This is a genomic window from Lysobacter sp. 5GHs7-4 (assembly GCF_021284765.1).
Taxonomy (GTDB): domain Bacteria; phylum Pseudomonadota; class Gammaproteobacteria; order Xanthomonadales; family Xanthomonadaceae; genus Lysobacter.
Map to the genome: position 1 here is coordinate 2771446 of NZ_CP089924.1, position 19354 is coordinate 2790799.

General features: G+C 65.6%; 14 protein-coding genes. 4 read left to right on the forward strand and 10 right to left on the reverse strand.

From position 1 onward, the window contains the following. Positions 1-55: 55 nt before the first annotated feature. The 5 genes from LVB77_RS12575 to LVB77_RS12595 all read right to left on the reverse strand — a co-directional run bounded on the left by LVB77_RS12575 (position 56) and on the right by LVB77_RS12595 (position 4025). Positions 56-445, reverse strand: coding sequence for a hypothetical protein (locus LVB77_RS12575; RefSeq protein ID WP_232906449.1), 390 nt, complete (start codon positions 443-445; stop codon positions 56-58). A 154-nt stretch (positions 446-599) separates the two neighbouring features. Beyond that, entirely contained in the window at positions 600-1178 is a 579-nt protein-coding gene (locus tag LVB77_RS12580) for a hypothetical protein (RefSeq protein WP_232906450.1), read from the reverse strand. Positions 1179-1743: 565 nt separating this feature from the next. Then, positions 1744-2832: a two-component regulator propeller domain-containing protein gene (locus LVB77_RS12585; RefSeq protein ID WP_232906451.1), complete on the reverse strand. Its 1089-nt coding sequence runs from the start codon at positions 2830-2832 to the stop codon at positions 1744-1746. A gap of 151 nt (positions 2833-2983) precedes the next feature. After that, positions 2984-3160: a hypothetical protein gene (locus tag LVB77_RS12590; RefSeq protein ID WP_232906452.1), complete on the reverse strand. Its 177-nt coding sequence runs from the start codon at positions 3158-3160 to the stop codon at positions 2984-2986. 25 nt (positions 3161-3185) lie between these two features. Next, positions 3186-4025 (reverse strand): helix-turn-helix transcriptional regulator, encoded by an 840-nt coding sequence (locus LVB77_RS12595; protein WP_232906453.1) that lies wholly within the window; start codon positions 4023-4025, stop codon positions 3186-3188. A 106-nt stretch (positions 4026-4131) separates the two neighbouring features. Here LVB77_RS12595 and LVB77_RS12600 point away from each other — a divergent pair, with 106 nt between their 5' ends. Continuing rightward, the gene (locus LVB77_RS12600) at positions 4132-5697 is read left to right on the forward strand and encodes an MFS transporter (RefSeq protein WP_232906454.1); all 1566 of its coding nucleotides are present in this window, start codon (positions 4132-4134) and stop codon (positions 5695-5697) included. Positions 5698-5762: 65 nt separating this feature from the next. On the opposite strand, the gene LVB77_RS12605 is transcribed toward LVB77_RS12600, so the two are convergent. Together LVB77_RS12605 and acnB are read right to left on the reverse strand one after the other, a co-directional pair. Then, positions 5763-6095, reverse strand: a complete 333-nt coding sequence (locus LVB77_RS12605; protein WP_232906455.1) for a hypothetical protein — start codon at positions 6093-6095, stop codon at positions 5763-5765. A 438-nt stretch (positions 6096-6533) separates the two neighbouring features. Then, positions 6534-9119 (reverse strand): bifunctional aconitate hydratase 2/2-methylisocitrate dehydratase, encoded by a 2586-nt coding sequence (gene acnB / locus LVB77_RS12610; RefSeq protein ID WP_232906456.1) that lies wholly within the window; start codon positions 9117-9119, stop codon positions 6534-6536. Between the two features lie 362 nt (positions 9120-9481). On the opposite strand from acnB, the gene acnA reads away from it, so the two are divergent. Next, complete coding sequence (gene acnA, locus LVB77_RS12615; protein ID WP_232906457.1) at positions 9482-12247, forward strand: aconitate hydratase AcnA; 2766 nt, start codon at positions 9482-9484, stop codon at positions 12245-12247. A 161-nt stretch (positions 12248-12408) separates the two neighbouring features. Here acnA and LVB77_RS12620 read toward each other — a convergent pair whose 3' ends face one another. Next, positions 12409-12879, reverse strand: a complete 471-nt coding sequence (locus tag LVB77_RS12620) for a nuclear transport factor 2 family protein (protein ID WP_232906458.1) — start codon at positions 12877-12879, stop codon at positions 12409-12411. Positions 12880-13064: 185 nt separating this feature from the next. Here LVB77_RS12620 and LVB77_RS12625 point away from each other — a divergent pair, with 185 nt between their 5' ends. Then, positions 13065-14738: a long-chain fatty acid--CoA ligase gene (locus tag LVB77_RS12625; protein WP_232906459.1), complete on the forward strand. Its 1674-nt coding sequence runs from the start codon at positions 13065-13067 to the stop codon at positions 14736-14738. Between the two features lie 287 nt (positions 14739-15025). Beyond that, positions 15026-15919: a crotonase/enoyl-CoA hydratase family protein gene (locus LVB77_RS12630; RefSeq protein ID WP_232906460.1), complete on the forward strand. Its 894-nt coding sequence runs from the start codon at positions 15026-15028 to the stop codon at positions 15917-15919. Between the two features lie 69 nt (positions 15920-15988). Here LVB77_RS12630 and LVB77_RS12635 read toward each other — a convergent pair whose 3' ends face one another. Together LVB77_RS12635 and LVB77_RS12640 are read right to left on the reverse strand one after the other, a co-directional pair. Beyond that, positions 15989-18154 carry a response regulator gene (locus tag LVB77_RS12635; protein ID WP_232906461.1) on the reverse strand — a complete coding sequence of 722 codons (2166 nt, stop codon included), beginning with the start codon at positions 18152-18154 and terminating at the stop codon, positions 15989-15991. Positions 18155-18157: 3 nt separating this feature from the next. Then, positions 18158-19174 carry a two-component system response regulator gene (locus LVB77_RS12640; protein ID WP_232910284.1) on the reverse strand — a complete coding sequence of 339 codons (1017 nt, stop codon included), beginning with the start codon at positions 19172-19174 and terminating at the stop codon, positions 18158-18160. Positions 19175-19354 lie beyond the last annotated feature (180 nt).

Here is a 19354-nt window from a genome sequence, read left to right on the forward strand (position 1 = left end):
CCGCGAAGCGGCGTCGGCTTGAATGAATTGTTAGGCCTATCGCGATGACACTGGGTCACTCGTGATCGTAGAGCACGTACATGGCGTAACCGAATCCATCTAACGCTAGATTGAGGACGTCACGGTGCGATCTTAGGTAGAGAATTAGATAGTAAGGATCGTCTCTTTCCGACGTAACGTACTTTTCGACAATGGAATCCGGACTTGATAGCGCATCATCTATAGCCGGCCCCAGTGCATGCCACGAGAAGTCATATGCCCTCATCACATCGAAGGCCGTTTCGATGGCGTTCAAAGCGGCCCTTATCTGATCTTGCCCGAGGATGGAAAAATTTTCATTCACATAGCCAAGACCCGCCAGGGTGGACTTGTTTTCCAAGACCCATCCTTCAACGTAAGAGCCGCGACATATGCTCGAGAACCCCTCGGACTCGAGGTGCTTCATAGCGAGTTCGTTGAACTCGTCATCCTTCGCAGTTATCGGCCCATCCGGGATTTCATCTTCGCGAATGGGGAATAGCCAAGAGTACGAACTTGTTGACATAGGGCCTAACGCCTGAATTAAGTCGAGCCGCGAAGCGGTGTGGGCGCATGAACCATCAGCCCTCATTCTCACTGAAATCGAAGTAGAGAATGTCGGACCAGAGACCAAGACCGATTTCATAGTACGGGGAGAGCGGATCCGGCGCATTGCGCCTGAACAGCTTCGATAGAATCCCTCTTTGCGTAGAGGCGGACTGAGGGATTGGCAAGGAATCAATGTCTTCGCCGATCTCCTGAATCTCGGCCAGTAGCGCACTGTTCTTAGCTGCCAAAGAGCCTTCGGTCAGATCGAAGATTTCGCCGCACTCGAGGATGAAGTGCTTCCTAGAGTGCGCAGGGGAGTTCAAGAATTGAAGGGCTTCGTCGATGAGGGGGCGGGCTGCGGGGTCGGAGATGCGGTCCAAATATCGGATGAAATTTTCCCGTCCACGCAAGTAGTCTCCGGTTATCGCGATCTTCTCGGGCGTTTCCCAGATGGAGGAGCGACACGCCGTAGGATTCCCCGTCAGAAGAATTTTGAACACAAGCGGAATATCGTAATTGTATTCAGAAACCCCATGAAGCACCTTCTTTTCGCTCCATGCGAGGGACCCTGGAAGGTCGTCGGAAGAATATAGGTAGCTGCGATTCGCCACTGGCTCTCCGATGAGGCCTGACGCCTGAGTTAGGCCCACCGCTAAGCGGCGTTGGCCTGGATGAATTGTTAGGTGCGCTAAGGATGGTCACCGAGCGCCCATGCCGAAGTCTACGACCACCTCAGCCCCAAGTGTTTCCAGTATGTGGCGAAGGCTCTCAATGTGCTCCGGCAGTACGTCTGGCACCTGCAAGAGCATCCTAGCCCTGATCTGACGCTCGAGATGCTTTCTGGCTCGTGAAGACACAGCGAGAGAACTGCGTAGTCGCCTAGGCAGTTCAGAGAGAGCATGAACGCCCCATGCGCTCCAGCGGATCTCGTCCCGCCTCCATCCGATTATCGAAAGTGTCGCCATGCGCGCCTGATGTCTGAGTCAAGCTGTGCCGCGAAGCGGCGTCGGCTTGAATGAATTGTCAGGTGACGCTACCCCACCTCGTAGCCAGACGGATTGGGTGTAGGTCTGATGCAACAGATCCCAGCGATTTCCGGCCCGGCGCCGCAGCGCGCATTGGCCTGTGTTGAAAGTTCGCCTGATCGTGCGGTTCGCCTGATCGTGCGGCAAGCCTTCAGGGCTTCCTCACAGCATCTTCTCGGGTGAAATTCGAGAAGGTCTTCCCGTTGAAACGGTACACACCACCCGACGTACCCACCCAAAGAGTTCCATCCCGGTCTTCCAAAATGCTTTGCGCATAGGCATTGCCGAGACCGTCTGCGTTCGAATAGTGGGCGAATGATTTTCCATCATGGCGATACAGACCGTCGCCCAAGAGGCTCACCCAAAGCAAGCCCGCCCGATCTTCTAGCATCGTCCAAACATAGCTGTCGTCAGCGCCAGCCTTCATCGGAAAGTGAGTGAATGCGACCCCGTCGTAGCGACTCAGGCCGCCATCGCGGGTGCCGAACCAGAGGATCCCAGCTCGGTCTTGCATGATCGCCTGCACGATATCGCTGCCAAGCCCATCGTGCTTGGAGAAGCGGGCGATGTTGGCTCCATCGTAACGAAAGACGCCCCGGCCATTGGAACCGAACCAAATGTTTCCCTCGCGATCCTCGGCGATGCTCCACATCAGGCTATCCACACGACCGGTGATATTTGCCTCAGGGAGCTCAAAATTAGAGAAAGTGCTTCCGTCGTAGCGCGACACTCCACTCGCAGTGCCGATCCAAAGGATTCCCGACCGGTCCAGCAGCAGGCTCCATACCTCATCATCGGGTAGCCCGTCGCGCACGGTAAAGTTTCTGAACGACTTGCCGTCGTATCGTGAGACGCCACCCGAGGTGGCGAGCCAGAGATAACCCTGCCGATCCTGAACGATGCCTCTTACCGTTCGGCCCGCCAATCCTTGTTCAACTGAAAAATAATTCAGGGAGTTGCCGTCGTACCGCACTACGCCGTCGTCGTTAGTGCCGAACCATATGTTGCCGGCCTTGTCCTGAAAAATCCGGCGTATGTACTGACTGACTTGGGTGGCTTCTGACTGCAGGAAGCGGCCTTGGCCGAAGGCAGCGGCACTGGTCGCGCGTACTTCGATAGAGCTTTCGAGTGCAGCAGTTCCGCTTGGAAGAACACCGTTCTCTTGCCCCTTGGAACACGCCACCAGCGCCACCAGCAACATCCACCACGACGGCCTCAAGATCCAGGCATTGCTTTTCACGCGACTTCCCTCTGATTCCGCGACGCATTGGCGGCTGCTCGGCCTCGGTAGCAGTCATTAGAAGCGGCGACAAATCTGCCCCCTGCGGTCGAACGCCTGAATTAAGGCGAGCAGCGAAGCGGCGTCGGCTTGAATGAATCGTTAGCCCCCGTCACTCGACCCAGAGTGACTCGCCTGCCCCGGCAACTTGGCCAGTGCGAGTGTTGACCGACCAGGCACCAACAACCTGACCTTCACTAGAGTAGCTGACCTGGAAACAGTGCGTGCTATCAACGACGCCTGGGCCAAACGTGCCGTACACGTCGAACACCACCGCCTTGATCGTCATGCGCGCATCCGCCCGTCACCGTCCATCAGCCTACCCGGTCCGTGGCAGGCCCCGGCAACGTCTGCGCGCCTGCAGCCTGCGCGAAATACACCACCATGCGCAGATGCCGGTGCTCGTCGACCAGCAAGCTCTCGTGACGGAAATCCAACCGCTGTGCCCGCGCCGTCAGAATCGAGCCGATCCCGCGCCGCGCGTCTTCGCCATGCGGCTGCTTCCAGCCGCGTCGGAAGTCGGCCGACAGCGCCTTCAAGTCCTCGAGCAGGGCCAGCATCGGCGGATCGTCCGGTGCCACCGCGTAGTCGTAACGGAACTGCGCGAGCAGCTTGGGCGCATCCTCGCGCCAGGCCGGCAGGCGCCGCCGCAGCGCGGGGTCGGCGAATACCATGCGCAGCAGGTTGCGGCTGCCGGGCCCGCGCGCGCCGAAACCGAGCAGTTCGTCGGCCGCCGCATTCCATGCGACCACGTCCCAGCGCAGGTCGAGCACGTAGGCCGGCCGGGCCGCCAGATCGTCCAGCAACTGCTGGATCAGCGGCGTGACCGACACGCGGTGGTAGGCCTGCGGCGGCGGCGGCCGCTGGTGCGCCAATAGGAACAGGTGGCTGCAGTCGGCATCGTCGAGCTTGAGCGCATGCGCCACGCCCAGCAGGAATTTCTCCGACACCTGGATGTCCCGCCCCTGCTCGAACCAGGTGTACCAAGTGAGTCCCACGCCGGCCAACGCCGCGACCTCTTCCCGGCGCAGGCCGGGGGTGCGGCGACGCCCGTGCGAGGGCAGACCGACATCGGCCGGGGTCAGCTTGCGGCGGTGCCGGGTCAGGAACTCCGAGAGCGCGTTCCTGCTGCGGCTGAGGCTGCGTTCGGCCATGGCGGTTGCCATTAGTAATAGGATAAATACTTAAATTGTACTAGTACTTCGGCCTGCCGAAGATGTGGCCCCGTTCCGATCCGCACAGCCGGAGGCCACTTTGACGATGCTCGACGATCCCCTGTTGCAGTCCGCCACGCACGACGATGCGCCGCAGCCGCGTGCGGGCGCGCGCGAATGGGCCGGGCTGGCGCTGCTGGCTTTGCCGACGCTGTTGCTGGGGCTGGATCTGACCCTGTTGCATCTGGCCTTGCCGGCGCTGGCGGCGGACCTGCGCCCGACCAGCACGCAGGCGCTGTGGATCGTCGATGCCTACGGTTTCATGATCGCCGGCTTCCTGATCACGATGGGCGCGCTGGGCGACCGCATCGGGCGGCGCAAGTTGCTCATGATCGGTGCGGCCGCGTTCGGTGCCGCTTCGGTGATGGCGGCCTGCGCGACCAGCGCCAATATGCTGATCGCCGCGCGCGCCGTGCTCGGCATCGCCGGCGCCACCCTGATGCCCTCGACCCTGGCGCTGGTCAGCAACCTGTTCCGCCTGCCCCGCCAGCGCGCGCTGGCGATCGGCGTGTGGGCGACGATGTTCGCGCTGGGCATGGCGGCCGGGCCGGTGGTGGGCGGCGTCCTGCTGGACCGGTACGGATGGGCCGCGGCGTTCCTGGTGGCGTTGCCGGTGGTGGCGCTGTTGCTGATCGCCGCACCGTTCGCGCTGCCGGAGTACCGCGCGCCGCGACAGGGGCGCCTGGACCTGCGCAGCGTCGCGCTGTCCTTGCTCGGCCTGCTGCCTATCGTCTACGGCATCAAGCAGTTGGCCAAGGACGGCGTCGGGTTCGGCGCCACGGTGGCGATGGTCGTCGGCCTGGCGTTCGCCTTCGCCTTCGTGCGGCGCCAGCGCCGCTTGAGCGATCCCCTGATCGACCTGGACCTGTTCGCCTGCCGCGCCTTCAGCGTCGCCTTGGGGGTGCTGTTGGTCGGCCTGATCGGCGTCGGCGGCACGATGTTGCTGGTCACCCAATATCTGCAGTTGGTGGCCGGCCTGTCGCCGTTGGCCGCCGGCCTGTGGATGGGGCCGCCGGCCCTGGCGATGCTGGTGGCCGGCATCGCGGCGCCCGTGCTGGTGCGGCGCATCCGCCCGGGCTATGTGATCGCCATGGCGCTGGGCCTGTCGGTGCTCGGGTATCTGATCATGAGCCGGCTCGAAGCCGGACCGCAGGGCGTCGCGCTGGCGACGGCGGCGTTCTCGTTGGTGTACCTGGGCCTGGGCACCATCGCCGCGTTGGGCACGGAGCTGGTGGTCGGCGCGGCGCCGCTGGAGAAGGCGGGATCGGCCTCGGCGCTGTCGGAAACGGTGCAGGAACTTGGCCTGGCCCTGGGCGTGGCGGCGCTGGGCAGCCTCAGCACCGCAATCTACCGCAACGCGATGAGCGACAGCGGTGGCGCCTCCGCGCGCGCACTGCCCGGCGCGGTGTCCGATAGCCTGGCCGGCGCACGATCGCTGGCGCCGGAGCTGCCGGCCGCGGTGCTGGAGCAGGCGCAGGCCGCGTTCATGGCCGGCTTCAACGCCGCGGCGGCGACCAGCGCTGTAAGCACCGCCCTATTGGCGGCGCTGGCGGCAATCGCGCTGCGCCACATCGGCGCAGGCGACGGCGCGGCGGCCGATCCGCCAAAGTAAACCCGGCCGTAGCCGGGTTTTTCGCGTGCGTGCCGGAGAGGGAAACGGGTTCCTTGGATGGATCGTTAGACCCTATGACGAGAGTGCAGCAGCAGCAGAAGCCAAAGGACAATCGCAGCGACGCACATGCAAAGAACGTAGAGCGCCGGAAGCTCCGATACTGAAAGCGGCATATTTTGAAGCAACTGAGCGTCGTTCATACGAGCGACACGCAGTCTGTTGAAGCCTAGAAAGACCAGAGGGGCGATGGCTGTCAAGAAAGCAATCGCCTTGAAGGATGTTCTGGCGCTGAATTTAGGCGATCTTGCGAGCTTGTACGCCGGATAGACGGCAGATAAGGCAAGCAATCCCAACGCGGTCCAAATGGCTGCAAGCATCTGGGTGAAATCTTCGTGCATGGCCATCACCTGGATTTGGCCGAGCCGCGAAGCCGCTTCGGCTTGAATGGGTTGTTAGATCAAGATTCTGCGGAGAATAGCCGCAACAATGCAAACGGCCAACAATGCGACGAGAACCTGATGCGTGCGGTAGTGCCACCGAATGGCGACGTGCTCAGGGTCCGACAGCTCATGAGCCACGGGCAGCTTTCGCATGCGGAAGAGGTTGAGGACGATTCCAAGCGGAGAGCCGCCGAAGCGAACGTCTTCGAAATGCGCGCTGTCCAGCCGCTGCGATTCCACCGCCTTGCGAATCTTCCCGGCCAGAAACCAATCGCTGGCGATGACCGCAACGAATGTCGCAGGACTTACCTCTATCGATTGCGTTAGAGCACGAAAAAACCCGGCCGAAGCCGGGTTTTTTTTAGAGAGCCAACGCGCCCGAAACCTACGATCCGATCAGGCCGCGACGGTGTCCGCCACGGTCTTGTAGTCCTCGATCTGGTCGAAGTTCATGTAGCGGTAGATCTGGTCGCCGCTGGCCTTGAGCACGCCGACGTCCGCCATGTACTCCTCACGCGTGGGGATACGGCCCAGACGCGAGCAGATCGCGGCCAGTTCGGCCGAACCCAGGTAGACGTTGGTGTTGCGGCCCAGGCGGTTGGGGAAGTTGCGGGTGCTGGTGGAGAACACCGTCGCGCCCTCGCGTGCCTGCGCCTGGTTGCCCATGCACAGCGAGCAGCCCGGCATTTCCATGCGCGCGCCGGCGGTGCCGAAGGTGCCGTAGTGGCCTTCCTTGGTGAGCTCGGAGGCGTCCATCTTGGTCGGCGGCGCGACCCACAGGCGGGTCGGGATGTCGCGCTTGCCTTCCAGCAGCTTGGCGGCCGCGCGGAAGTGGCCGATGTTGGTCATGCACGAGCCGATGAAGACCTCGTCGATAACCGCGCCGGCGACGTCGGACAGCGTTTTGACGTCGTCCGGGTCGTTCGGGCAGGCCACGATCGGCTCGACGATCGTGTTGAGGTCGATGTCGATGACGGCGGCGTACTCGGCGTCGGCGTCGCCTTCCAGCAACTGCGGGTTGGCCAGCCAGCCTTCCATCGCCTTGATCCGGCGCTGCAGCGAGCGCGGGTCGGCGTAGCCTTCGGCGATCATCCACTTGAGCAGGGTGATGTTGCTGGTCAGGTACTCGATGATCGGTTCCTTATCCAGCTTCACCGTGCAGCCGGCGGCCGAGCGCTCGGCCGAGGCGTCGGACAGCTCGAACGCCTGTTCGACCTTGAGCTGCGGCAGGCCTTCGATCTCGAGGATGCGGCCGGAGAAGATGTTCTTCTTGCCCTGCTTGGCGACGGTCAGCAGGCCGCTGTTGATCGCGGCCAGCGGGATCGCGTTGACCAGGTCGCGCAGGGTCACGCCGGGCTGCATCTCGCCCTTGAAGCGCACCAGCACCGACTCGGGCATGTCCAGCGGCATCACACCGGTGGCCGCGGCGAACGCGACCAGGCCGGAGCCGGCCGGGAACGAGATGCCGACCGGGAAACGGGTGTGCGAATCGCCGCCGGTGCCGACGGTGTCGGGCATCAGCATGCGGTTGAGCCAGGAGTGGATCACGCCGTCGCCGGGACGCAGGGCGATGCCGCCGCGGTTGCTGATGAAGGCCGGCAGGTCGTGATGGGTCTTGACGTCGACGGGCTTGGGATACGCCGCGGTGTGACAGAACGACTGCATCACCAGGTCGGCCGAGAAGCCCAGGCAGGCCAGATCCTTGAGCTCGTCGCGGGTCATCGGGCCGGTGGTGTCCTGCGAACCCACCGAGGTCATCTTCGGCTCGCAGTAGGTGCCCGGACGGATGCCCTGGTTTTCCGGCAGGCCGCAGGCGCGGCCGACCATCTTCTGCGCCAGCGAATAGCCCTTGCCGGTGTCGGCCGGGTTGGTCGGCAGGCGGAACAGGGTCGAGACCGGCAGGCCCAGCGCTTCGCGCGCCTTGGCGGTGAGGCCGCGGCCGACGATCAGCGGGATGCGGCCGCCGGCGCGGACTTCGTCCAGCAGCACGTCGGACTTCAGCGCGAACTCGGCGATCACCTCGCCGTTCTTCAGCGCCTTGCCGTCGTAGGGACGCAGCTCGACCACGTCGCCCATGTTCATCTGCGACACGTCCAGCTCGATCGGCAGCGCGCCGGCGTCTTCCATGGTGTTGTAGAAGATCGGCGCGATCTTCGAACCCAGGCAGACGCCGCCGAAACGCTTGTTCGGGATGTAGGGGATGTCCTCGCCGGTGAACCACAGCACCGAGTTGGTCGCCGATTTGCGGCTGGAGCCGGTGCCGACCACGTCGCCGACGTAGGCGACCAGGTGGCCTTGGTCCTTCAGCGATTCGATGAAGGCGATCGGGCCGCGCTTGCCGTCTTCTTCCGGCTCGATGCCGTCGCGCTTGTTCTTCAGCATCGCCAGCGCGTGCAGCGGGATGTCCGGGCGCGTGGTGGCGTCGGGCGCCGGCGACAGGTCGTCGGTGTTGGTCTCGCCGGTCACCTTGAACACGGTGATGGTCAGGCTTTCCGGCACTTCCGGCTTGCTGGTGAACCATTCGGCGTCGGCCCAGCTTTGCAGCACGGCCTGGGCGTTGGCGTTGCCGGCTTCGGCCTTTTCCTGCACGTCGTGGAAGGCGTCGAACATCAGCAGGGTGTGCTTGAGCGCGTCGGCGGCGACGGCGCCGACTTCGGCGTCGTCCAGCAGCTGGATCAGCGGGTGGATGTTGTAGCCGCCCAGCATGGTGCCCAGCAGCTGGGTGGCGTGCGCGCGGGAGATCAGCGCGTTGGTTTCGCTGCCGAAGGCGACCGCGGCCAGGTAGGACGCCTTGACCTTGGCCGCGTCGTCGACGCCGGCCGGGACGCGGTGGCTCAGCAGCTCCAGCAGGAACGTTTCCTCGCCCGCCGGCGGGGCCTTCAGCAGTTCGATGACCTCGGCGGTCTGCTGTGCGGTCAGGGGCAGCGGCGGAATGCCCAGCGCGGCGCGCTCGGCAACGTGTTGGCGGTAGCTGGAGAGCATGGAGAGTCCCGTAGATGTAGCGGTGTGCACCGCGCCGGCGCCGCATCGTCCACGGCAGTGGGATGCGTCGCGGGCTGGCGGAGTTCGGAGCTTGCCCAGTCTCGACCGGTTCGGAGCGGGTCTGGCATGGGCGGCCCCTCGACCGCGTATTTTGCCTGGAATGGCGTTTCCGGGCAACGCGCCAGACCCGCCGCAGCCATATCCGGCAAGGCTTTGCGCGGTTTTTGCGGAACGCTGTGGCGCGCCTGCGACCATTGTCTGCACGCCACATGAATCCGATAGGGTGATAATCGCAAGCAACGCATGCCACCGCGCCTGGGCATCACCGGGCGCGCCAGCCGCACCTCAGGAGCCCCACCCCCATGCCCGACTCCTTCTCGACCCGCCGCCAGCTGTCCGTCAACGGCCGCGACTACACCTACTTCAGCCTGCCGGCGCTGGGCGAGCGCTACGACATCGCCCGCCTGCCCTACTCCATGAAGATCCTGCTGGAGAACCTGCTGCGCCACGAGGACGGCGGCATGACCGTCGGCCCGGAGCACATCGAAGCGGTGGCGCAATGGGACGCCACGCGCGAGCCGGACACCGAAATCGCCTTCATGCCCGCGCGCGTGGTGCTGCAGGACTTCACCGGCGTGCCCTGCGTGGTCGACCTGGCGGCGATGCGCGACGCGGTCGGCCGCCTGGGCGGCAAGCCGGCGCAGATCAACCCGCTGATCCCGTCGGAACTGGTCATCGACCACTCGGTCCAGGTCGACGTCTACGGCCGCCCGGACGCGCTGGACCTCAACGGCAAGATCGAGTTCGAGCGCAACAAGGAGCGCTACAGCTTCCTGCGCTGGGGCCAGAAGTCGTTCGAGAACTTCAAGGTCGTGCCGCCGAACACCGGCATCGTCCACCAGGTCAACCTGGAGAACCTGGCGCGCGTGGTCATGGGCCGCGAGGTCAACGGCGAGCTGCAGGCGTTCCCGGACACCGTGTTCGGCACCGACAGCCACACCACCATGATCAACGGCATCGGCGTGCTCGGCTGGGGCGTGGGCGGCATCGAGGCCGAGGCGGCGATGCTGGGCCAGCCTTCGTCGATGCTGATCCCGCAGGTGGTCGGCTTCAAGCTCAGCGGCAAGCTGCCCGAGGGCACCACCGCCACCGACCTGGTGCTGACCGTGACCCAGATGCTGCGCAAGCACGGCGTGGTCGGCAAGTTCGTCGAGTTCTACGGCGACGGCCTGCAGCACCTGCCGCTGGCCGACCGCGCCACCATCGCCAACATGGCGCCCGAGTACGGCGCCACCTGCGGCATCTTCCCGATCGACGCCGAGGCCCTGACCTACCTGCGCCTGTCCGGCCGCGACGAGGCCCAGATCGCCCTGGTCGAGGCCTACGCCAAGGCCCAGGGCCTGTGGCACGAGCCCGACCAGGCCCATGCGACCTATTCGGCGACGCTGGCGCTGGACCTGGGCGACGTCAAACCGTCCCTGGCCGGCCCCAAGCGCCCGCAGGACCGCGTGCTGCTGGAAAACGTGTCGGCCAACTTCAGCGAGAACCTCGGCCCGCTGATCGCCAACCGCAAGGCCAAGGTCGGCTGCGCCATCGACGAGCTCAAGGCCGAAGGCGGCGCCCAGCCGCAGGCCGAACACCTGGCCGCCAAGCCGGTGTCGCGCATCCGCATCCACGAGCAGGACGCCGACCTGTGCGACGGCTCGGTGGTGATCGCCGCGATCACCTCCTGCACCAACACCTCCAACCCGGCGGTGATGCTGGGCGCCGGCCTGCTGGCGCGCAACGCCGCGCGCCTGGGCCTGAAGGCCAAGCCCTGGGTCAAGACCTCGCTGGGCCCGGGCTCGCTGGTGGTCACCGATTACCTGAAGAAGGCCGGTGTGCTCGACGACCTGGAGCAACTGGGCTTCTACGTGGTCGGCTACGGCTGCACCACCTGCATCGGCAACTCCGGCCCGCTGCCGGACGAGGTCTCCAAGGGCATCGCCGAGAACGAACTGGTGGTGGCCTCGGTGCTGTCGGGCAACCGCAACTTCGAAGGCCGCGTGCATCCGGAAGTGAAGGCCAACTACCTGGCCTCGCCGCCGCTGGTGGTGGCCTACGCGATCGCCGGCACGGTCAACATCGACCTGACCCGCGAGCCGATCGGCAAGGGCAGCGACGGCCAGGACGTGTACCTGCGCGACATCTGGCCCAGCAACAAGGAGATCGGCGACATGATCGCCGCCACCGTCGGGCCGGAACTGTTCGCGCAGAACTACGCCGACGTGTTCAAGGGCGACTCGCGCTGGAACCAGATCGCCTCGCCGGACGGCGAGTCCTTCCAGTGGGACGAGACCTCGACCTACATCAAGAACCCGCCCTACTTCGACGGCATGACCATGCAGGTCGGCCATATCGACGATGTGACCGGCGCGCGCGTGATGGGCTTGTTCGGCGACTCGATCACCACCGACCATATCTCGCCGGCCGGCAACATCAAGAAGGACTCGCCCGCTGGACGGTTCTTGCAGGAACGCGGCGTGCAGCCGGCCGACTTCAACAGCTACGGCTCGCGCCGCGGCAACGACGACGTGATGGTGCGCGGCACCTTCGCCAACATCCGCATCAAGAACCTGATGTTCGGCGGCGAGGAAGGCGGCAACACGCTGTATTACGGCAAGGACGGCGGTGCCGGTGAGAAGCTGGCGATCTACGACGCCGCGATGAAGTACAAGGCCGACGGCGTGCCGCTGGTGGTGTTCGCCGGCAAGGAATACGGCACCGGCTCCTCGCGCGACTGGGCGGCCAAGGGCACCAACCTGCTCGGGGTCAAGGCGGTGATCGCCGAGAGCTTCGAGCGCATCCACCGCTCCAACCTGGTCGGCATGGGCGTGCTGCCGCTGCAGTTCAAGGACGGCGAGAACGCCCAGAGCCACGGCCTGGACGGCTCGGAAGTGGTGGACGTGACCGGCCTGCAGGACGGCGCCGCCAAGACCGCCACCCTGACCGCGACCAAGCCCGACGGCAGCCGTGTGCAGTTCGAGGTCAAGGTGCTGCTGCTGACGCCGAAGGAAGTGGAATACTTCCGTCATGGCGGCATCCTGCATTACGTGCTGCGGCAGCTGGCGGCGAAGAAGGCGGCCTAAGCCGCTTCGAACTGAACAAGCGCCGAGGCTCCCTTCTCCCGCTCGCGGGAGAAGGTGCCCGGAGGGCGGATGAGGGCGCATGAGGCGCGGCTTGCCGCGCAAGTTGCTAGTGCGTCTGCCCTCCCCCCGCAAGCGGGAAAGGGGCTCGATCGCGCCAGCCCCTACAACTTCGGCGTCCACTCCGCGCTGGTCATGCGCCACTCGCCTTCGGTTTCGCGCCAACCGGTTTCGACCTCGTACACCTGGGCCGCGTCCGGCAGCACCTTGCCCGCGCCGCCGCTGAGCGCGGCGCTGAAACGTACCGTGGCGCGGTCGCCCTGAATCGCGATCTGCGCCGGTCCCAGGGTCACGCCGACGTCGCGGTAGCGGCGGAAGCTCAGCATCGCCAGGCCACGCGCGCCGTTGCGGTCCATGCCTTCCGGGCCGACGAAGTCCTCCGCCAGGGTCGCGTGCAGGCCCTCCAGGTCGCGCGCCTCCATCGCCGTCTGCAGCGCGGCCAGGCTTTCGCGCAGGCGCTGCTCCGGCGGCGTGCGCGCGCAACCCGCCAGCAACGCCCATAGCGCCAGGGCGCTTGCGGCGAGCGCGATTGCGCGCCAACGCGATGCCGCCGAACCCGTCGCAGGAATGCCCATCGATCTGACCGTCCGTTCTATTTTCCAACCCTCATCCTGACACGCCCAGGCGCACTTTCGCGCTCGCACGACGCGTCACCTTGCCAGCCAATAGAGCCTATGCTCCAATCCGAACAGGACCGTACGGCGGCGCATTCGACGCGCTGCCATTGAACGGAAACGCCAGCGATAGAGAGGGGATCGCGATGAGTTTTGAACGTCCGTGGCTTGCCCAGTACCCGGCGGAAGTGCCGCCGCAAATCGACGTGGACGAGTTCCCGTCCATCGTCTCGGTACTGGAGAGCGCGATCGAGAAGTATCGCGACCGCCCGGCCTTCCATAACCTCGGCAAGACGCTGACCTACGGCGAGATCGACCGCCTCAGCGCGCAGTTCGCGGCCTACCTGCTAGGCGAGCTCAAGCTCAAGAAGGGCGATCGCGTCGCGATCATGATGCCCAACTGCCTGCAGTATCCGATCGCGACCTTCGGCGTGTTGCGCGCCGGCCTGACCGTGGTCAACACCAACCCGATGTACACCCCGCGCGAGCTCAAGCATCAGCTCGACGACTCCGGCGCCAGCGTCATCCTGGTGCTCGACAATTTCGGCGACACCGTCGCCGGCGTGGTCGCCGGCAGTTCGATCAAGGTCATCACCACCGGCCTGGGCGACATGCTGGGCTTCCCCAAGGGCCCGATCGTCAACTTCATGCTCAAGCACGTGAAGAAGATGATCCCGGACTACAACATCCCCGGCGCGATCCGCTTCCGCGACGCGCTGACCCTGGGCCAGATGCACAAGCTGCCCGAGGTCGAGATCACGCCCGACGACATCGCCTTCCTGCAATACACCGGCGGCACCACCGGCGTGGCCAAGGGCGCGATGCTCACCCACCGCAACCTGGTCGCCAACATGCAGCAGGCCGCGGCCTGGGTCGGCACCAACGTGCGCCTGGGCGAGGAAGTCATCATCACCGCGCTGCCGCTGTACCACATCTTCGCGTTGACGGCGAACGGCCTGGTGTTCATGAAGTTCGGCGGCCTCAACCACATGATCACCAACCCGCGCGACATGCCGGCGTTCGTGAAGGAACTGAAGAAAACGCCGTTCACCGCCATCACCGGCGTCAACACGCTGTTCAACGGCCTGCTCAACACGCCCGGTTTCAACGAAGTCGATTTCTCGCGCCTGCACCTGACCCTGGGCGGCGGCATGGCCGTGCAGCGCGCCGTCGCCGAGCGCTGGAAGCAGGTCACCGGCGTAACCCTGCTGGAAGCCTACGGCCTCACCGAGACCTCGCCGGCAGCCTGCATCAACCCGATGAACCTGGCCGACTACAACGGCGCGATCGGCCTGCCGATCTCCTCCACCGACGCCTGCGTCAAGGACGAGAACGGCAACATGCTGCCGATGGGCGAAGTCGGCGAGCTGTGCATCAAGGGCCCGCAGGTGATGAAGGGCTACTGGAAGCGCCCGGAGGAAACCGCCAACGTCATCGACGCCGACGGCTGGCTGCACACCGGCGACATGGCGCGCATGGACGAGCAAGGCTACTTCTACATCGTCGACCGCAAGAAGGACATGATCCTGGTCTCGGGCTTCAACGTGTACCCGAACGAGGTCGAGGACGTGATCGCGATGATGCCCGGCGTGCTGGAAGTCGCCGCGGTCGGCGTGCCGGACGAGAAGTCCGGCGAAGCGGTCAAGGTCGTGATCGTCAAGAAGGATCAGGCGCTGACCGCCGAACAGGTCAAGGCGCACGCGCGCGAGAACCTCACCGGCTACAAGCATCCCAAGTACGTCGAGTTCCGCACCGAGCTGCCCAAGACCAACGTCGGCAAGATCCTGCGCCGCGAACTGCGAGACGCGCCGGCGGCCTGAACGGCGCCGATCCGACCGCCCGACGCGCCGTCCGTCCGATAAGCCGCTCAAACGCGCCCGCAAGGCCCTGCGCCTTGCGGGCGCTTTGTTTTGGGCGCCTAGAATCGGCCCTGCCGGGTATCGGTTTGCCAAGCGGGTCACACACGCTGAGGCATCCTGAACCGGCCACACGCCCGTTCCAGCCGCGGGGTCGGCCAATTTCTGGAGCTTCGAGTCTGAACGGCAGGTGTAGCATGAATTTGTCGGGCCGACGCCCGCCATTCCCACCTACGACCAGGAGCCTCGCCATGTCTGCTGTCCCCGCACGTTTGCACCTCGAAGATTCTTCGCTGTTCCGCCGCGTCACCGATGCCGCCGGCACCGCCGACTGGTGCTACATGCACGCCAACCCTTCGCAGGTCTATCACCCCTGCTTCTCCGAGCGCCTGCTCTGGGACATGAAGCGCACCCAGGAATGCATTCGTCGCGAACTTGCCGCCGCCGACGATCGCAAAGCCGGCATCCATCACCTGGTGCTCGCCTCCGACGACAAGCTCGCCTTCAACCTCGGCGGCGATCTGGCGCTGTTCTCGCAGCTGATCCGCAACGGCAACCGCGGCCGCCTGCTCGAGTACGCCAAGCTGTGCATCGAGGTCGCGTTCAATCTGTACCAGCTGTACGAAGACCGCGTGCACTCCATCGCCGTGATCCAGGGCGACGCGCTGGGCGGCGGTTTCGAGGCTGCGCTGTGCTGCCACACCATCATCGCCGAGGAAGGCACCGGCATGGGCTTCCCGGAAGTGCTGTTCGATCTGTTCCCCGGCATGGGCGCCTACACCTTCCTCACCCGCCGCGTCACCCCGGTGCAGGCCGAGCGCATGATGCTGGACGCGCGCGTCTATCCGGTGGAAGAACTGCTGCGCATGGGCGTGGTCGACATGGTGGTTCCGCGTGGCGAAGGCCTGCGTGCGGCCGCCGACATGGTCAAGCGCAACCAGCGCATCGGCAACTCGCTGCGCGCGATGAACACCGTCCGCCAGGCCTGCAATCCGGTCACCCTGGACGAACTGCTGTCGGTCACCACCGAGTGGGTCGACGCGGCGATGCGCCTGAACGACCGCGGGCTGAAGACCATGGAACGCCTGGTGCGCGCGCAGCAGCGCCGCGCGGAATCGAACGCTCCGGCGCTTGCATTCGCATGAGGACTTCTCAGGGGGAGCCTGCCACGCGTCTTGCGTGGCAGGACGAGCGGGACCGGAACGGCGGCAGGATCAGGACACGTCGGGGACGTCTTTGCCGCGCCCGCTGCGGCTGAGGCGAGCGACTTCGTGACGGCTGGCGTCGGTCACCGCGGTTAGCTGCGCGGCCAGATCCGTCACCAGCTTGGATTGCTCGCGCGCCAGGACTTCGTCGCTCGCGCGCATGATCTGCGAACAGCGCTCGGCGATCGAGTGCGCGCCCAGGTTTTCGGCCACGCCCTTGTAGGCGTGCGCGACCTCGCGGAATTCCTCCCAGTTGCGCGCCGCGCCGACCTTGGCCAGCTCCTGCTGGCAGCCGCCGGCGTCCTTGAGGCACTGCTCGACGAAGTCGCGCAGGAACTGCTCGCCCAGGCCCATTTCCGCCAGTTCCGCCAGCACGGCCGGATTGGTCAGCGGCCGGCTCACGTCGCTGATCGCGCGCACCGCCGGCAGCTTCTGCGAATCGACCACGTCGGCGATGGTCTCCAGCAGCCGCCCGACCACGATCGGCTTGGTCAGGAAGGCCATCGCGCCGGCCTCGTTGGCCGCCTCCGACGCCTGCAGGGTGGCGTCGGCGCTGAGGATGATGGTGGGCGTGTTGCGGCCGGTGCCGGCCTGCATGAAACGCAGCTGGCGGATCACGTCCAGGCCGCTCAGGCCGGGCATGTGCATGTCCAGCACCGCCAGCTCGAACTGCGCGACCTCCAACTGGTCCAGCGCCTGCTCGCCGTCGTTAACCGCGGTCACGCGATGGCCGGCGCGCTCCAGGATGCGCGTGAGCACGGTGCGGTTGGCCTGCTGGTCGTCGGCGATCAGCACGCGCAGGTTGCGCACCCGCGTCTTGTGGCGGATGAAGGGATCTTCGAACGAGATCACCTTGCCGCCGTCGCTGTGCACGGTCTCGTGCTGTTGGGTCGGCTGGGTCTCCTCCAGCAGCATCGGCAGCTCGATCCAGAAGTGGCTGCCGCCGCCGGTGTTCTGCTCCAGGCCGATCTCGCCGCCCAGCAACTGGGTCAGGGTGCGCGCGATCGTGGTGCCCAGGCCGGTACCGCCGAAACGCCGGGTCGGGCCGTTGTCGACCTGCTCGAAGGCCTGGAAGATGCGTTCGGCGTCCTGGCTGGACACGCCGATGCCGGTATCGCGCACCGAAAAGCGCAGCCAGACGCGGCGCTCGGGATCGGTCGCGGTCTCGCGCCCGCCGGCCAGCCGCGCGACCAGCGACACCCCGCCCTTCTCGGTGAACTTGACCGCGTTGTGCATCAGGTTCAGCAGCACCTGGGTCAACAACGCGCTGTCGCCGTTGAGGCGCACCGGTACGTCGTCCTCGATGTCGACCTTGAAGGTCAGGCCCTTGGCCGAGGCCAGCGGCTGCAGCATCTTCTGCAGGCGCTTGAGGACTTCCTGCAGGTTGAAGTCGACGTCGCGGCGCTGCAGCTTGCCGGCCTCGATCGCCGAGATGTCGAGCACGTCGTTGACCAGCAGCAACAGCGACTGCGCGGAGGTGTGGATGACCTCGGCGTACTCGCGCTGCTCCGGCGCCAGGCGGGTGCCGTGCATCAGCTCGGCCATGCCGATGATGCCGTTGAGCGGCGTGCGCAGCTCATGGCTCATATTGGCCAGGAAACGGGTCTTGGCCTCGTTGGCGCGGCGCGCGTCCTCGGTCGCCTTCTGCAGGCTGCGCAGCAGCGAGGACAGATAGGCGGGGATCGCCACCAGCCCCATCCACAGGCCCGCGGCCAGGTACGGCTGCACGCGCCAATACGGATTGCCGATCACCACCGCCATGAACGAGGCGGCCGCCAGGATCGCGGCCGAGTATAGATAGGTGGTGCCGTAGCGCAGGCCGTTGCCGATGGTCACCCACAGCACGATCACGTACAACGGCGCCAGCGAGGGCGCGTCCAGCGACATCAGCATCGCCAGCGTCGAGTAGTCGGCGATCATGCCGATCCAGCGCCGGATGTGCGACACGCCAGGCGAGATCACGATCGCCGCCATCAGGCCCAGGCCGATCACCGATTCGCCCAGCATGACCCACAGCATGGTCATGGTGGCGTGGCTGTCGCGCTCGAACGCGTGCAGGCTCAGCAGGTAGGCCACGATCAGGCAGGCGATGACCAGTCGAACCAATGCCTGCCCGTGCTCGCTGTCCGGGCGATTCGAAAGGCGCTCCTTCAGCAAGCGCAGGACGGAAGCCATCGGCTACTCCATGCCGGGTCGGGGGACACTCGTCGAATAGCGGCTGCAGATCTCTTCAAGACGGGCGCGGCTGCGGATCAGGGCGTCCACGCAGCGCGGGTCGAACAGGCGGCCGCGCTGGGCGTACAAATACCCCAAAGCGGCGTCCACGTCCCAGGCCTTCTTGTAGGGACGCGGCGAAATCAGGGCGTCGAAGACGTCGGCGACCGCGACGATCCGCGCTTCCAGCGGGATCTCCTCGCCCACCAGGCCGTCGGGATAGCCGCTGCCGTCGTAACGTTCGTGATGGCGCAGCGCGATCATCGCGCCGGCCTGGATGAAACGGTTCTGGCTGCCGCTGAGCAGCTCGTAGCCGATCTTGGGATGGCGGCGCATCACCGCCGTCTCCTCCTCGGTCAACGGGCCGGGCTTCATCAGCACCGCGTCGGGGATCGCGATCTTGCCCACGTCGTGCAGCGGCGCGGCCATCTCGATCACCCGCACCTCGTCCTCGAACATGCCCAGCGCCTCGGCGATCAGCCCGGCGATGTGGGCCATGCGCTCCAGGTAGGCGCTGGTGCCGGCGTCGCGGTACTCGATCGCGCGCGCCAGCCGCGACAGCGTCTCGCGCTCGCGTTCCTCGACCTCGTGCATGCTCGACAGCAGGCGCTGTTCCAGCGACAGCGCGCGCTGCTTGACGTTCTCGGACTGCTGGCGCAACTGCAGCAGGTTACGGCAACGCGCGCGCAGCTCGCGCGGACGCACCGGCTTGACCAGGAAATCGATCACGCCCGCTTCCAGCGCGGCCTGCCGCACCGGCTCGTCGCCGACCACGGTGACCAGGATGATCGGAATGTCGCGGTGCAGCGGCAGGCGGCGGAAACGGCGCGCGAACTCCAGGCCGTCGATGCCGGGCATGCGGTAGTCCAGCAACAGCAGGTCCGGCTGGCTGGACTCGCACCAGGCCAGCGCGGCCTCGGGCTCGCCGAAGTCGTGCACGGCCAGCTCGGACGCAATGTCCTCGATGATGTGGCGCAGCATGGTGCGCGCGGACGTTTGGTCATCGACGATAACGACGTTCACACCGGCATCCGTGAGGGGCCACCCCCTGTGGTGGCCGACTGGACGAGGATACCCCGCCCAGCGGCAGTTGACAGCCGCCCCGTTCACTTTGCGGTGCGACGCACAACGACAACGGCGAAAGACAGCAAAACCGGACGT